We start from the raw sequence: 14,127 nt of genomic DNA, 5'->3' as shown, positions 1-14,127 counted from the left end.
AGGATGACGACATGCCCCGCAACCGCCGCACCAGCAGTGAGCCGCCAGCGACCTCCCGCTGGCGCAGCAGGCACGGACGCGGGGCCCGCGGTCCGGTCACCGGGCCGCACCTCCCGATGCTGAACAACCGCATCGACGCGTTCGACATGACGGTGGCCTCGACGGCCGACTATCTGAAGGGCATCTGGCCACGCGAGCTGGCCGACGTGCACTTCGAGGTCGCGGCGACCCCGATCGGCGTCTCCGGGAACGACGGAGTCGACCGCTGGCAGGTCGACCACGCGCGCCGACGGATCGTGCTCTACCGGGTGCCGATCCAGCGACTGGCCAAGCTGCATCGCAACGACGACCTGCACCGACGGATGTACGTGGAGGGATGCGTCTTCCGCGCCGTCGCCGAACTGCTCGGCAAAGACCCCTGGGATCTCGCGCCGGACCGCTTCCGTCACTTCTGAGCGCCGGCGTCAGCGCAACTCATCGCTCGCGTCAGCGGGGGTAGACGTCCAGGGGCGCCGCGAGAGGACCGGGGGGACTGAGCGCGAAACTCGTCGTCAGCCCAGGCCCGGCGAGGCTGACGCTCGCCACGAGTCCGTCGGCACCGGTGACGGTCAGCATCCCACGGCCGACCGCCGCATTCGCCGAACCCTCGGCCGGTACGGCTACCTTGCTGGCCTTACCCTCCTTGGTCGTCAGGGTGACGGTCTTGTCCTTGTCGCCGGGGTTCGCCAGGTGGATGACGGCCCCCGGTCCGGTCGGGATCGCCGCCAGGAACTTGCTGTTCATCGGTTGCGACGAGACGAACCACGCGAAGTCACGCACCTTGGTCGCGGCGACCGAGGTCCGAGCTGCGGCGACGATCGGCACGCTCGAACGCACCGTGACCGTGTAGCTGCCGTCGACGAGCCCGTCGAGCGGCACCTCGGAGACCACGCCGGCCTTCACGGTCGTCGAATACGAGTTGCCGGCAGCCGTGCCGTTCTCACCGACCGCACCGACCGTCACCTCGGCATCCTGGGTGCCGGGCACGAACACGCGCACGGCGGGCAGGTCGGCGCTGTACCCCTCGCCCGACTGGCCCGCGGATACTGCTGCGAGCGTTGCGATCGTCATCCCTGAGATCACTTGTGTGCGGTCGGGCGATCCCGTCGCTCCGGTCAACTCGACGCCTCGCGGGTCGATGCCCTGTTCGAAGCTCTGCTGCAGCGAGGCCAGCACCTGACCGCCCGCGCTCTGCACGTGCACCACCGGGGCGGTGGCGTTCGGTGCGAGACCCGAGAGCGGAACGATCTTCTGCGCACCGGGCGCCACGACGATTCCGGATGCCCCGGGGGCGTCGACAGCGCCGGCCTCGGAGAAGATCGTGAGGTTCACGGTCGCCTGCACCGTGGTCGGATTGGAGAGGTAAACGAGGCTCGTCTGGCCGAGGGAGTTCGAGCCGGCCACCAGCCAGCTGTCCGCGACCGCCTCGCCGCACGCTGCCGCTGCGAGACCCGTGATGTCGTCCTCGGCGGCCTGCTGCGTCTGAGCCCCCGCCACCAGCGGTGGTTCGCTCGCACCGCTCGGCGTCGCGACGGTGACGGCCAGCGGCGCCTGGTCCCGGTTCGTTGTCTCGGCGCCGGACTTCAGGCGGCGAGTCTGGAGGTCGGCCCCATCGGTTCCGTAGACAGCGCCCGCGCTGCCGAAAGCGGTCGACGCCGTCGCTGCGCCCGCGTCGGAGGCGAGCGAGACGAGCGGTCCCGGGCAGACACGCTGCTGGTCGGTGGGGACGGGCTTCACCGTCGAGACCGGCGCCGAGATCGCGAACGTCGGGATCGGCAGCAGAGTCGCACCGATCACCACGGCGGCGGCGACGGCCATCCCCACGAGCCCGCCGACGACCCGGATGCTCACCCGGGCGATGCCACGTCCGTCAGCCACGAGTGCCTCCTTCCGGTCCGCGCCGCGGGCGGATGATCGTCTCGTCGAGGCCTTCCTCGAGGGTGGTCGGTGTGGTCACGCGTTCGCGTTCAGGTTCGGGTTCGGGTTCAGGCTCAGGCTCGGGTTCGGGCTCAGGCTCGGGTTCGGCCTCTTGCGGCTCGGCCTCGGGGATCTCGTCGGCGGACTCGACGGCCGCCTCCTCCTCCGGTTCCCCGTCGTAGTCAGGCACGCTTTCGTCGGGCACCGAGGGATCGTCGTCACCGTCGGGTTCGTCGTCCGGCATGACGGCGGCATCCTCCGCCCCTCCCCGTCGCTTGGGACGGCGTGCGTTCAGCTCGGCGACCCGATCGGCCGAGCGCACCGTCGGAAGCGAGATCAGTAGCGCCAGACCGATCACGATGCCCTGCACGATCAAAACGATCACGCGCCAGCTTCCACCCGCGTCCGCGGGAATCCTCGCGGCAGGCGGCACGGCTGTGGTTCCGGAGTCGAAGGCCCAGAGCTGCCCATTTGCCGTCGTACCCACGGAGACGAGGATGGGATTCGAGTCGAGTGCGGTCGATGCGCGAGTGGTCGTCGCCTCCGCCTGTCCGCTCGCCTCGTCCGCGTCGAGCGCGACCGTCGGCGGCGCGAGCAGCACGAAGTCGACACCGAGTTCGCGCATCCGTGCTGTCGCATCGAATCCGCTCCGCGATGCCAGGTTTCCGGCAAGGGCGGCCAGCGACCGCTGATCCGCCGAGAGCTCCCGGTCGGTCGAGCTGAGTGTGCTCTGCGAGTCGAGCGTCGGACCGGATCCACGGATGAGCTCGGCCCCGATCCCGCCGTCGGGCTCTGGAGTGATCCGCAGGGTTCCGATACGCGGTTGGGTCGATGCTTTGGCCGTGACGACGGCGGGCATCGTTCGACCGTTGCTCGCGGTCACGCTCGAGTGCCCGAACGGCAGCGCGACAGCTAGCGGGACGACGGCGAGACCCAGCGCGAGGATGGCCACCCACGCCGGATAGACCGCGGCGCGTCCGACAGCCGAGAGCGCGAGAACCGCCGCACCGATGATCCCGAGCCAATACAGACTGATGGCCGTGCCCGGCCAGATCGGCGCCACGGTCGAGCCCACGGTCGCCACCTGAACGTGCAGCGCCACGACCGCCGTCAGGAAGCCGACGAGCGCGACCAGCAGGGCGACGATCGCGCGACTCGATCCGCGGAGGAACAGCGCCAGAAGCGCCAGCGCTCCGATCGGCAACAGCAGGAGCGGAACCAGGATGTTCGGGGCCGCGGGTGAGATCTCCCATGCCTTGGCGATCGTGTGCCAGCCACCCAGCGTCCCGTCGGGGAAGCCCAGCGCGAGCTGCCAAGCGGGGGTCTGACGAGCATCCTGGACCACGCCCGGATCGGCGAAGATGGACAGCCACGCGCCGCGGTTGATCTGCTGCCAGACGAGGGGCGCGAACAGCACGATCGCCGGAAGCGGGATGAACGCGACCCGCACGATTCGGCGGCCCGAGAAGGCGAGGGCAGCGATCCAGGCCACGACGAGCGCCGGGATCAGGATCGGCGCGCACGCGACAGTGGCAGCGGCCAGCAGAGCCGTGACGGCACTGGCCGCCCACGAGCGCCGCGCCGCAAGGCCCGCGAAGAACAGCCACGGCAACAGGATGTGCGCGAGCACAGCCGCCGGACGTCCGTTCTGCATCGCATAGAGCAGCGTCGGCGCGACCGCGTATGCCAGGCCCGCGAACACACGGAGGAGGGTGCGGTTGGTCAGCCGCGCCGCCGCCAGCCACGCGCCGAGCGCAGCGAGCGGGAGTGCGACGAAGTAGAGGACGACTAGCGCGAACGACGGTTGCCAGAACGTGATCGTGCCGAGAACCGCTAGCACGGCTGAGAACGGGTCGGCAGCACCCACGAAACCGAGACCGACGTCTCGCCAGCCGTAGCCGAGGTTGGCCCAGAGCTCTCCGACCGAGCTGTTCAGGGGGAGGAGACCGCCGCCCGAGATGGATCCGCTGCCGAGCAGCGGGAAGAAGATGGCGAAGCCGATGATGAGGGCGCCGAGCACGGTCCAGCCACCGCCAGTACCGAAGAAGTCGAGCTCCTGGCGTTCGCCCTGTTGGCCGACGAGTGCCGCCTCACGCTTGAGCGCACGGGCGCGCCGCACCTCGGCGAAGGGAATGCGGAGCGGCGCGATCGCCGCCCAGCCGACGGCCTTGTTCTTGGCGAGCATCCGGCGAGCGTTGCTCACTCGGATGCCGGAGAAGGCCACGCGGAACGCCGCTGCGAGCTCACCCCCGACCGAGCCCGGTTCTTTTCGCACGATCCGACCGATCGAGCGGGCGATCGCCAGCGGAACCAGGCTGAGCCAGTGGAAGGGCACGGCCGCTGCCGGAGCGTAGACCATCCGGCGGTGCAGTTGCGCTGCGCGGCGCTCCTTCGCGAGGCGACGGCGCACGCGCCACTTGCTCGACAGGTTGGGCCCTGCGATGCCGTCGCCGGCGATGGCGACTCGCGCCTGGGCGACCAGCACGACCCGGAAACCCGCCAGACGCACGCGGGTGCAGAAATCGAGTCCGTCGTCGGCTGTCGGCAGGCCGCGGTCGAAACCGCCGAGCTTGTCCCACAGGGTCTGGCGCACGATGAGCCCGGCCGACGACACGGCCAGCACATCGGTGAGACCGTCGTGCTGCGCCTGATCCATCTCGTTCTCGACGAGCGGCACGGCGGCACCGAACGGAGTCACCGCTTCACCGAACTCGCGGATGAAGGCGGGGTCGTCCCAGTCGACGAGCTTCGGGCCTGCGGCGGCCACGGACGGCGAGACCTCGACGGCGGCCAGAAGCGCCTCGAGCGCTCCGGGTTCCGGCGCAGTGTCCTGGGCGAGCAGCCACAGCCATTCGTGATCGGAGGCCGGGGGCGCGGTCACGCGCACAGCGGTCGCGACCGCGTCGCCGAACGAGACCTTCTCCGGCACCGAGAGCAGGTGGGTGGGCTGGGAATCGGCGAAGAGCTTTGCGGTGTCGTCGGTCGACGCGCAATCGACGGCGATCACGACATCCGGCTGCCTGGTCTGGGCTGCGAGGGCGTCGAGAGTGCGCTGAAGGCGGGGGCCGCCACTGTGGGCGACGACGATGGCGGTGACTCTCGGATACATCGGGAGTCAGCCTAAGTTGGGCTTCGACGGATGCGGGGAAGTGCGTCGGGCGCGGCGCATATTTACGTGCGCTCGACGAACATCGGCGGAACGAACCGCGTCGGAGCCCGGCCGGCTAGCCGGCGCGCTTGCGGAGTTTGCGGCGCTCCCGCTCGGAGAGGCCACCCCAGATACCGAAACGCTCGTCGTTCGCCAGGGCGTACTCGAGGCACTGGGACCGAACCTCGCACGAGGTGCAGATGCGCTTGGCATCCCGCGTGGAGCCGCCCTTCTCGGGGAAGAACGCTTCAGGGTCGGTCTGAGCGCACAGCGAGTCGGACTGCCAAGCAAGCGGATTGTCGTCGTCGACATTCGCCCGGACTCCCGGGACTCCCAGCTTGACCGGATCGATGAACCAATCGTCGGGTACCCCAGAGCGATATTCAGGAACTGTCATATCGGTCTCCCACCCATTAACTGCATAAGACACGCAAGACAACGTGTTGTGATAATTACACCGTTGTCATTCGCTCACGTCAAGTCGCGAATCGTAAAGCCTTAACCGTGAGTCGAGAGTTCGCGACGCGCCGGAGGCGTACAACGAAAACGACACGCCCGGGCGTTCTACCCCCGTTTCAGCGCACTCAGGATGCTTTCTGCCGTGCTTCCCAGGCGCTGCGGACCATTTGGTCCAGCGTGTGTCGCATTTCCCAGTTCAGATCACGGGCGGCGAGTTCACCCGACGCCACGATCCTCGCAGGATCTCCGGGCCGCCGCGGCCCCACTTCTGGGGTGAACGAGATGCCCGTCACTGCGGCCACCGTCGTCATGATCTCGCCGACGGAGACGCCGTCGCCGCTGCCCAGGTTGTACACGGGCTCGATCGACTCACCCGCATCCAGTCGCTTCGCCGCCGCCACGTGCGACGCTGCGAGGTCGGCGACGTGGATGTAGTCGCGCACGCAGGTGCCGTCGGGGGTCGGATAGTCGTCGCCGTTGACCCGCGGGGTGCGTCCGTCGACGAGAGCGTCGAACACCAGGGGAAACAGATTGTGCGGGCTCGTGTCGCGCAGCGAGGGGTCGCCCGATCCGACCACGTTGAAGTAGCGCAGCGAGGTGTGGCGCAGCTGGGCGGCCACGGCCTGGTCGCGCAGGAGCCACTCCCCGATCAGCTTGGATTCGCCGTACGGCGACTCCGGGTTCTTCGCCGTGGTCTCGGTGACGAGCTCGACATCCGGGGTGCCGTAAACAGCGGCGGAGGAAGAGAAGACCATTGCATCGACCCCGGCCTCCTGCATGGCCGCAAGCAGCACAGCGGTAGCGGTCACGTTCTGCTCGTAGGTGTGCAGCGGGCGCTGCACGGAGACGCCGGCGTACTTGTAGCCCGCCACGTGGACCACTCCGGAGACAGGATGCTCGACGAAGATCCGCTCGAGAAGCGCACCGTCGAGCAGACTGCCGCGGTAGAACGGCACGTCCGTCGGAACGAACTCCTCATGCCCGCTGGAGAGATCGTCGACGACGATGACCTCGATCCCTTCGGCGAGGAACGCCCGAACGATGTGCGAGCCGATGTATCCGGCCCCTCCGGTCACCAACCACGCCACGCGTCGCACCTCTCGTCAGCCTTTCCGGCACCTCGAAGCCGGTCTCCGCCACCCTATCGCGGGACGCGGAACGGCCCGGACGACGGGCGCCGGAGGTCAGGCGAACGCGGCGTGACCGGTGATCGAACGGCCGACGATGAGCGTGTTCATCTCACGGGTGCCCTCGTAGGAGTAGAGCGCCTCGGCGTCTGCGAAGAAGCGGGCGACGTCGTAGTCGATCACGATGCCGTTGCCGCCGAGGATCTCGCGGCACCAGGCGACGGTCTCGCGCATCCGGGATGTTGCGAACGCCTTTGCGAGCGCCGAGTGCTCGTCGTGCTGCTCACCCCGGTCGAGCATCTCAGAGACGCGGGTGCAGAGCCCGATCGACGAGGTGATGTTGCCGAGCGCCTTGACGAGAAGGTCTTGGATGAGCTGGTGAGCTCCGAGCGGCTTGCCGAACTGGATGCGCTCCTTCGAGTACTTCACGGCCGCCTCGTACGCGCCGATCGCCACACCGATCGCCGCCCAGGCCACTTCCGCACGGGTGAGCCGCAGCACAGCGGCGGTGTCCTTGAACGAGTTCGCGTTCTGAAGACGAAGCGAGTCGGGCACGACGACGTTCTCGAGCACGATGTCGGCGTTCTGCACCATGCGGAGCGACTGCTTGCCCTCGATCTTGGTCGCCGTGTATCCGGGCGTCGACGTCGGAACGATGAAGCCCTTGACCTGACCGTCATCGGCGCTCTTCGCCCAGATGATCGTGATGTCGCTGAAGGTGGCGTTGCCGATCCACCGCTTGGAGCCGTTTAGCACCCAGTTGTCCCCGTCACGGGTGGCGATCGTCTGCAGTCCGCGAGCGGAGTCGGAGCCCGAGAGCGGTTCCGTGAGACCGAACGCACCGAGCACCTCGCCCGACGCGAGCTTCGGCAGCCATTCCGCACGCTGCTCGGCCGATCCCGTGACACCGATCGCGCCCAGGGCCAGCCCGTTCTGCACACCCGCATAGGTGCTGACGGATGCGTCTACCCGGGCGAGCTCCAGTGCGACCCAGCCGCGGAACACCGCCGAGTTCTCGAACGGCGCCGTCTCGGGGAAGCCGAGCCCGATCACGCCGGTGCGGTGCAGGCCCTCGCGAATCTGGTGGGGGAACTCCGCCTTCTCCCAGTACTCGTTGACGAGCGGCTTCACCTCGGATTCGAGGTGGGCGCGCAGGTCGGCGAGAAAGTCCTTCTCGCGCTCCGGGAGGAGGTTCTCGTAGCCGTAGAAGTCGCTGGCGAGGGTCTCGAAAGCCATGTCTGCTCCATTGCGTGCTGGTGGGCGGATGCGTCCGATGAGGACCAGCGCCAGCCTAGGCAGCGTGCGCGGGCCGTTCAAAGCGATTGGTAGTTTGGTCTAACGATTTCGAAGGGACTTCGACGGATGTTTGTGCGCATCGGCAATACCCCGCGTGATTACGCCTGGGGCTCGACCACCGCGATCGCGGGGCTGCTCGGCACGGATGCGTCCGGGCATCCTGAGGCCGAACTCTGGCTCGGGGCCCACTCGGGCTCGCCCGCGGTCATCCTCGACCCCGACGTCGCCGGAGGAGCGCACGACCTAGCGGAGTGGATCGCCCGCGATCCGCAGACCGCCCTCGGCGATGGTCGGACGCGGCTGCCGTACCTGTTGAAGGTGCTGGCTGCCGCCGGTCCGCTGTCCTTGCAGGCGCATCCGTCGACCGCTCAGGCGGAGGCCGGATTCGCGCGCGAGAACGCGGCGGGCATCCCGGTCGACTCCCCCGACCGCAACTACAAGGATGCAGCGCACAAGCCCGAGCTGATCTTCGCCCTGAGCGATCCCTTCGACGCGCTCTGCGGGTTCCGGGATGTGACGGCGAGCCACGAGCTCTTCCGCCGCCTCGCCGAGGTTCCCGGAGCGTCAGACTCCGACAGTGCCACGATCGCGTCGTTCGCCGAGACGCTCACCGGTGAGCCGTCCGCCGTGCTCCGCGCGGCTACCGAGTGGCTGCTCGGCGGCGATCCGGATGTGGCTGCGCTCGTCAGCGCCGTCGTCGCGACGGCCGCATCCGTCGAGCCGGATTCGACTGCGCACTCCGCGTCCGACGTCGACCTCGCGGTCGCCGCGAGCACCGTGCTGATGCTCGCCGAGGCGTTCCCCGGCGACCCCGGGATCGTGCTCGCCCTTCTCCTGAACCGGGTGACCCTGCGGCCCGGACAGGTGCTGTACCTGCCGGCGGGAAACATCCATGCCTACCTTCGCGGCCTCGGCATCGAGCTCATGGCAGCGTCGGACAACGTTCTGCGCGGCGGACTCACGCCGAAGCGCATCGACGTGCCCGAACTGGTGAGCGTGCTCGACTTCTCCCCGATCGTTGCGACGCCGCTGGCCCCCGAGCGACCGGCGCCCAACGTCGAGGTGTTCCGGCCGGACGTGCCCGACTTCACACTCGATCACGTCGTCGTCGGAGGCGAGGTGTCGACCGCATCCCTGCCCCTCCCGGGTGCCGCTATCGCGCTCTGCACGGCGGGCCGGGTCTCGCTCGCCGGTGCCGCGGGGTCGATCGACCTCGCCCGCGGCGAATCGGTCTTCGTAACGCCCGACGAGGGCGCGCTGACGGTCACGGGCGACGGCACGGTGTTCGTCGCGACGCCCAACGCCTGACGCGAGGCCCACCGTTCGCCCGAAACGGTCCGTTACTCTGTGGACGTGAGTACCCCTTCCCCGGTCCGGGCGCCGCGACGGACCGTTCCCGCGGGCTCGGGCCTCGTCGCCTTCGCCACGCTTCTGCTGTTCACCTTGTTCGCCGGCGACTTCTGGCGCAACCTGATCAGCTGGCCGGGGTACTTCGTGCTCGCGTTCGCACTCGTCGTGGTCAGCGTTGTGCTGCTGGTTCGCATCCGTCCCGCCTTCAACTGGCGACGGTCGCCCCGGATGCTCGTGCTGTTCCTCGCGCTGGCCGTCGTGTCGATCGCGTGGTCGGCGTATCCGGGAGCCAGCGCGCTGGGCGTTCTCGCCCAGTTGAGCACCACAGCCGGAGCAGTGTTCCTCGCTCTGTGCCTGACGTGGCCGCAGTTGCTGCGGGCGCTGTCGAACGCTTTCAAATGGATCCTCGGGCTGTCGCTCGTGTTCGAACTCGTGGTGTCCCTGTTCGTGCGACAGCCCATCCTGCCGCCGTGGGCGACGTACCCGCCCGGCAAGCAACCCGCTGCCTTCTACTGGAGCCGTGACCTGCTTTTCCACGGCGGACAGATCCAGGGCATCCTCGGCAACAGCAACCTGCTGGCGATGGTCGCGCTGCTGGCGATCGCGGTGTTCGGCGTTCAGCTGGCCGACCGCACGGTTCGCCGCGGTACCGGGATCACCTGGCTGGTCATCGCGGTGCTCACGATGGCGTTGACGCGGTCATCCACGGTCATCCTGGCCGGGGTCTTCATGCTCGTCGTCTTCCTGTTCGCGGTCTGGACGCGGAGGGTCGACCCGGGAAAGCGACTGCCGGTCTACCTCACGGGTGCCGGCCTGATCGTCGTCGTCGCCGTGCTCGCGACGGTGTTCGCCAGCCGCATCCCTGCGCTCTTCGGAAAGAGCGAAGACCTGACCGGCCGCCTCGACATCTGGAAATCGGTGATCGAACTCGCACAGCAGAGGCCCGCCTTCGGCTGGGGCTGGGTGAGCTACTGGGCGCCGTGGGTGAAGCCGTTCGACGGCCTGGCCGTCCGCAACGGCGTGCAGTACCTGCAGGCGCACAACGCGTGGCTCGACGTCTGGCTGCAGCTCGGCATCGTGGGTCTCGTGGTGTTCATCCTCCTGGTTCTGACCACGTTGCGCCGAGCCTGGTTCTTCGCGGTCGACCGGCCGCGCGACGGGATCGCCGACGACAGACCGTTCACGGCGCTCACGCTGTTCCCGCTGCTCGTGCTCGCGGCTTTCGTCGCGCAGAGTGCAGCTGAGAGCCGCCTGATTCTTGAAGCAGGGTTCACCCTGCTGGTGCTGATCTCCGTGAAGACGAAACAGGCCGCGCCCTAGGATTGCCTCATGGCCACGACGCGTAGACCCCTGGTCCCCGTCTCCGTGACCGAGTTCCTCGGATCCGCGCGGTTCAATTCGGTTCTGTCGCTCGTCGCGGTCGGTGTCGGCTTCTCGACACACGCCATCCGTGCGGTCATCGGCTGGCCCGGACTGATCGGCGCGCTGGGCGGTCTGGTGCTGCTGGCCGCGCTCTCGTTCATCGCGCAACGAAAACTGGTCGAGTGGCACGGGCTGCTGCCGATCACGATCCTCGCCTTCATGGGCTGGTGCGCCCTCTCCCTGCTCTGGAGCGACTACCAGTGGGCGACGGTCGGCGGGGTCGCGTACCAGATCAGCTTCGCCTTCCTCGCGGTGTACATCGCCCTGGTTCGGGATGCGATCCAGATCGTGCGCGTCGTCGGCGACGTTCTGCGCGTGCTCCTCACGGTCTCGCTCGGCCTCGAGGTGCTCAGCGGGCTCCTGCTGGACATGCCGATCAAATTCCTCGCGATCCAGGGGAACATCGCCCTCGGCGGCCCCATCCAGGGCTTGTTCGGCAGCCGCAACCAGCTGAGCATCGTCGCGCTGATCGCCTTCGTGACGTTCCTCGTCGAGTTGCGCACGCGGTCGGTGCGCCCGGCCGTCGCCGCCGTTTCCATCACGCTGGCTGTCGCGTGCATCCTGCTCGCCCACTCCCCCGTCATCGCCGCGGTCTCCGTCGTGGTCGGACTCGCGACTCTGGCCCTGTACGCCATCCGGCAGATCAAGCCGCCGTACCGTCGGTACTACCAGTGGGCGCTCGGCCTGTTCACGGTGCTCGTGCTGGTCGTCGGGTGGATCTACCGCACGCGGGTCATCGACCTGCTGAACGCTCGCGCCGACTTCCAGGTGCGCTACAAGCTGTGGATCCAGATCTGGGAGCTCATACCGATCAACCAGCTGGAGGGATGGGGATGGGTGGGCCAGTGGCCGACGGAGCTGTACCCGTTCATCGCCATCAACGACGCTACGGGCGTCTTCCACTCGAACGGCCTGAACGCGTACCTCGACCTGTACCTGCAGGTCGGCCTGGTCGGCCTCATCCTGTTCGTGGCGCTGGTGGCACTGGCGTTCGGGCGGTCGTGGGTGCTCGCATCGACCAAACGCAGCGTCGTCTACGCGTGGGCTCCCCTGGTGCTCGTGGCCCTTCTCGTGACGAGCGTGTTCGAGAGCTCGATCCTCGTCGAATCGGGCTGGCTGCTGCTCGTGATCTGCGCGGTCAAGGCGTCGCAGGGGATGAGCTGGCGGATGCGGCTGCCGCACCGCAACTGACGTCAAGCCGGCTGAAGGAGGTCCCTCACGACGTCGCCTCGCCCTCGGCTGGCGAAGCGTTCGTAGCGTCCGGACGATGCAAGCCGCAGCACGGGCAGCGCGCGACGCGCCCGATTCGTCGGGAAGGCCGCCCGCTCCGCTTCGAACCGTGCCTTCTCCCGCGCCATGTCGAGTTTCTCGCGAGCCACGGCATCCCCCAGCCCGGCCAGCCGGTCGGCCAGTGTGGCGAAACGCTCGGCGAGCACGGTGTTACGGCTGCCCCTCGGCTCGAGCACCCGCTTGATCTTGCCCCGGAGGCTCGGAGCCGCGACGCCGATCTGATTGGACTCGTGCTGCCGGTAGTCGATCGTGGCCTCGCGAAGCACATCCACCCGCCCGGTCGCTGCGGCCACGGCCGCCAGCCACTCGTCGTGAACCCAGCCGTCGGGGAACGGTAGCGCGGCCATCAGGAGTTCGCGCCGGAACACGACGGTGGCCCCCGTGGCCAGATTCCGACGGATGAACGCGTCGAACGCTCGCCCAGACTCCTCCGCGGCGAACTCATCGGGCGAGATCTCCAACGACTCGAACAGGGTTCGCCCGAGCCGCCGGCCGGTACTGTCCACGAGGTCGGCGTCGGTATGGACGAGGAGCAGTGCTGGGTCGTCCGCGAATCGTGCGGCGATGCGCTCGAGACGTCCCTCGTGCCAGACATCGTCCTGGTCGCTCAGCGCGATCAGGTCGCCGTCGGCAGCCGTCACGGCTCGCTGGAAATTGCGGGTGACCCCGACCGGCTGCTCACCGGCAAGTACAACCACTTCGACGGCCGCTGCACGCTGCGATCCCGCAACGTCACGCACGATCTCCAGAGTGTCGTCGCGGGATCCGTCGTCCGACACGACCAGCTGCGCCGGCCCGGGCCTCTGAGCCAGGATGCTCTCCACCTGTTGCCGCACGAAGCGCGCGCCGTTGAACGTGCAGAGGGCCACACTCACCCGAAGTCCGTCGGTCATCGTCGCTTCAAGACCACCGACAGCACACCGAGGAACATCCCGGCCATGATCGTCTGTGCGCCGATGATCATCAGCAGCGACGCGGGGACGGCAGCCCGCAAGGTGTCGGTCGCGTCGAGGGCGCCGAACCCCGAACCGGCCCACGTCGCGAATTGAACGACAGCGATCGCGAGGCCGACGAGAAAGACGATGACCCCGGCGATGGCGCTCGACTCGAGACTGATCCTTCGCTCGAGTCGGTCGAAGTTGCGGCTCCGCGGTATTCGGAAACCCTCGTGTTGAGCGTAGATCTTGCTGAGAATGGCGAAAAGGATCGCTTGGTAGCCGACCACTGCGAGCGCGGCGAGATAGACCTGGCTCGAGACGTCGAACCCGACATCTCCGATGACCAGCGGACCGAGGCTCAGGAAGAACGCACCGAGGATGCCGATGATGAAGGCGACGCTGCCCGGCACGAGGAACAGCCAACGCGGGCTGAAGATCAGCAGGAACCGCAGGTGACGCCAGCCATCGCGCCAGCTCCGCAGGTGCGGCGGCCGGGAACGGCCGTCGACGCTCAGTGTGGTCGGGACCTCACTGACCCTGCTACCGCCGAGCGATGCCTTCACCACCATCTCGCTGGCGAATTCCATTCCGGTGGTCTGCAAGGAGAGCCTGTTGATCGCTTCCCGGTTGAAACCGCGCAGGCCGCAGTGGAAGTCCGAGATCGGGGACCGGAAGAAGATTTTGCCGATCGTCGACAGCACCGGGTTTCCCAAGTATTTGTGCAGCGGAGGCATGGCGCCGGGTTCGATGCCGCCGAGGAAGCGATTACCCATCACGAGCTCGTCGCCGGCCCGGAGGCGCTGGACGAACGGGTCGAGATTCGAGAAGTCGTAACTGTCGTCGGCGTCGCCCATGATGACGTAGGTTCCGTTGGCTGCCGCGATGCCACCCAGCAAGGCTGCGCCGTAGCCCTTCTCCGCCACATCCACGACGCGCGCGCCGTGAGCGATCGCGATCTCCTGCGAGCCGTCAGTGCTGCCGTTGTCTGCGATCACAACTTCGCCGACGATGCCGCTCCGCTCGAGGTACGCCTGCGCCTTGTCGATGCAGACGGCGAGAGTCTCGGCCTCATTGAGGCACGGCATCAGGATCGAGAGCTCTATCGCCTGGACGGTCGTCATGAATGCCTGATCCTCGCTCA

General features: G+C 68.0%; 11 protein-coding genes. 4 read left to right on the top strand and 7 right to left on the bottom strand.

The features are described from left to right. Positions 1–11 precede the first annotated feature (11 nt). The gene (locus tag ACQ86A_RS06620; protein WP_431279780.1) at positions 12–455 is read left to right on the top strand and encodes a metallopeptidase family protein; all 444 of its coding nucleotides are present in this window, start codon (positions 12–14) and stop codon (positions 453–455) included. A 31-nt stretch (positions 456–486) separates the two neighbouring features. On the opposite strand, the gene ACQ86A_RS06615 is transcribed toward ACQ86A_RS06620, so the two are convergent. From ACQ86A_RS06615 to ACQ86A_RS06595, 5 genes are all read right to left on the bottom strand, one after another. Continuing rightward, the gene (locus ACQ86A_RS06615) at positions 487–1,917 is read right to left on the bottom strand and encodes a DUF5719 family protein (protein ID WP_431279779.1); all 1,431 of its coding nucleotides are present in this window, start codon (positions 1,915–1,917) and stop codon (positions 487–489) included. Then, the gene (locus tag ACQ86A_RS06610; protein WP_431279778.1) at positions 1,910–5,065 is read right to left on the bottom strand and encodes a glycosyltransferase; all 3,156 of its coding nucleotides are present in this window, start codon (positions 5,063–5,065) and stop codon (positions 1,910–1,912) included. The genes ACQ86A_RS06615 and ACQ86A_RS06610 overlap by 8 nt, the downstream gene beginning before the upstream one ends. A 115-nt stretch (positions 5,066–5,180) precedes the next feature. Beyond that, positions 5,181–5,501, bottom strand: coding sequence for a WhiB family transcriptional regulator (locus tag ACQ86A_RS06605; protein WP_431279777.1), 321 nt, complete (start codon positions 5,499–5,501; stop codon positions 5,181–5,183). 187 nt (positions 5,502–5,688) lie between these two features. Beyond that, positions 5,689–6,651, bottom strand: a complete 963-nt coding sequence (galE, locus tag ACQ86A_RS06600; protein WP_431279776.1) for a UDP-glucose 4-epimerase GalE — start codon at positions 6,649–6,651, stop codon at positions 5,689–5,691. Between the two features lie 96 nt (positions 6,652–6,747). After that, positions 6,748–7,926: an acyl-CoA dehydrogenase family protein gene (locus ACQ86A_RS06595; protein WP_431279775.1), complete on the bottom strand. Its 1,179-nt coding sequence runs from the start codon at positions 7,924–7,926 to the stop codon at positions 6,748–6,750. A gap of 126 nt (positions 7,927–8,052) precedes the next feature. Here ACQ86A_RS06595 and manA point away from each other — a divergent pair, with 126 nt between their 5' ends. The 3 genes from manA to ACQ86A_RS06580 are packed head-to-tail and all read left to right on the top strand — an operon-like array spanning position 8,053 to position 11,949. Continuing rightward, the gene (gene manA, locus ACQ86A_RS06590; RefSeq protein WP_431279774.1) at positions 8,053–9,294 is read left to right on the top strand and encodes a mannose-6-phosphate isomerase, class I; all 1,242 of its coding nucleotides are present in this window, start codon (positions 8,053–8,055) and stop codon (positions 9,292–9,294) included. 45 nt (positions 9,295–9,339) lie between these two features. After that, complete coding sequence (locus ACQ86A_RS06585) at positions 9,340–10,656, top strand: O-antigen ligase family protein (RefSeq protein WP_431279773.1); 1,317 nt, start codon at positions 9,340–9,342, stop codon at positions 10,654–10,656. A 9-nt stretch (positions 10,657–10,665) separates the two neighbouring features. Then, positions 10,666–11,949 (top strand): O-antigen ligase family protein, encoded by a 1,284-nt coding sequence (locus tag ACQ86A_RS06580; RefSeq protein ID WP_431279772.1) that lies wholly within the window; start codon positions 10,666–10,668, stop codon positions 11,947–11,949. A gap of 2 nt (positions 11,950–11,951) precedes the next feature. Here ACQ86A_RS06580 and ACQ86A_RS06575 read toward each other — a convergent pair whose 3' ends face one another. Together ACQ86A_RS06575 and ACQ86A_RS06570 are read right to left on the bottom strand one after the other, a co-directional pair. Further along, the gene (locus ACQ86A_RS06575) at positions 11,952–12,941 is read right to left on the bottom strand and encodes a glycosyltransferase family 2 protein (RefSeq protein WP_431279771.1); all 990 of its coding nucleotides are present in this window, start codon (positions 12,939–12,941) and stop codon (positions 11,952–11,954) included. After that, a complete protein-coding gene (locus tag ACQ86A_RS06570; protein ID WP_431279770.1) occupies positions 12,938–14,107 on the bottom strand; it encodes a glycosyltransferase family 2 protein in 1,170 nt (389 codons plus the stop codon). The genes ACQ86A_RS06575 and ACQ86A_RS06570 overlap by 4 nt, the downstream gene beginning before the upstream one ends. Between the last annotated feature and the right edge of the window lie 20 nt (positions 14,108–14,127).

The sequence above is a fragment of the Leifsonia poae genome, assembly GCF_050632195.1.
GTDB classification, from domain to species: domain Bacteria; phylum Actinomycetota; class Actinomycetes; order Actinomycetales; family Microbacteriaceae; genus Leifsonia; species Leifsonia poae_C.
The sequence above is the reverse complement of the archived record's forward strand: the minus strand, read 5'-3'. Positions and strand labels throughout refer to the sequence as shown.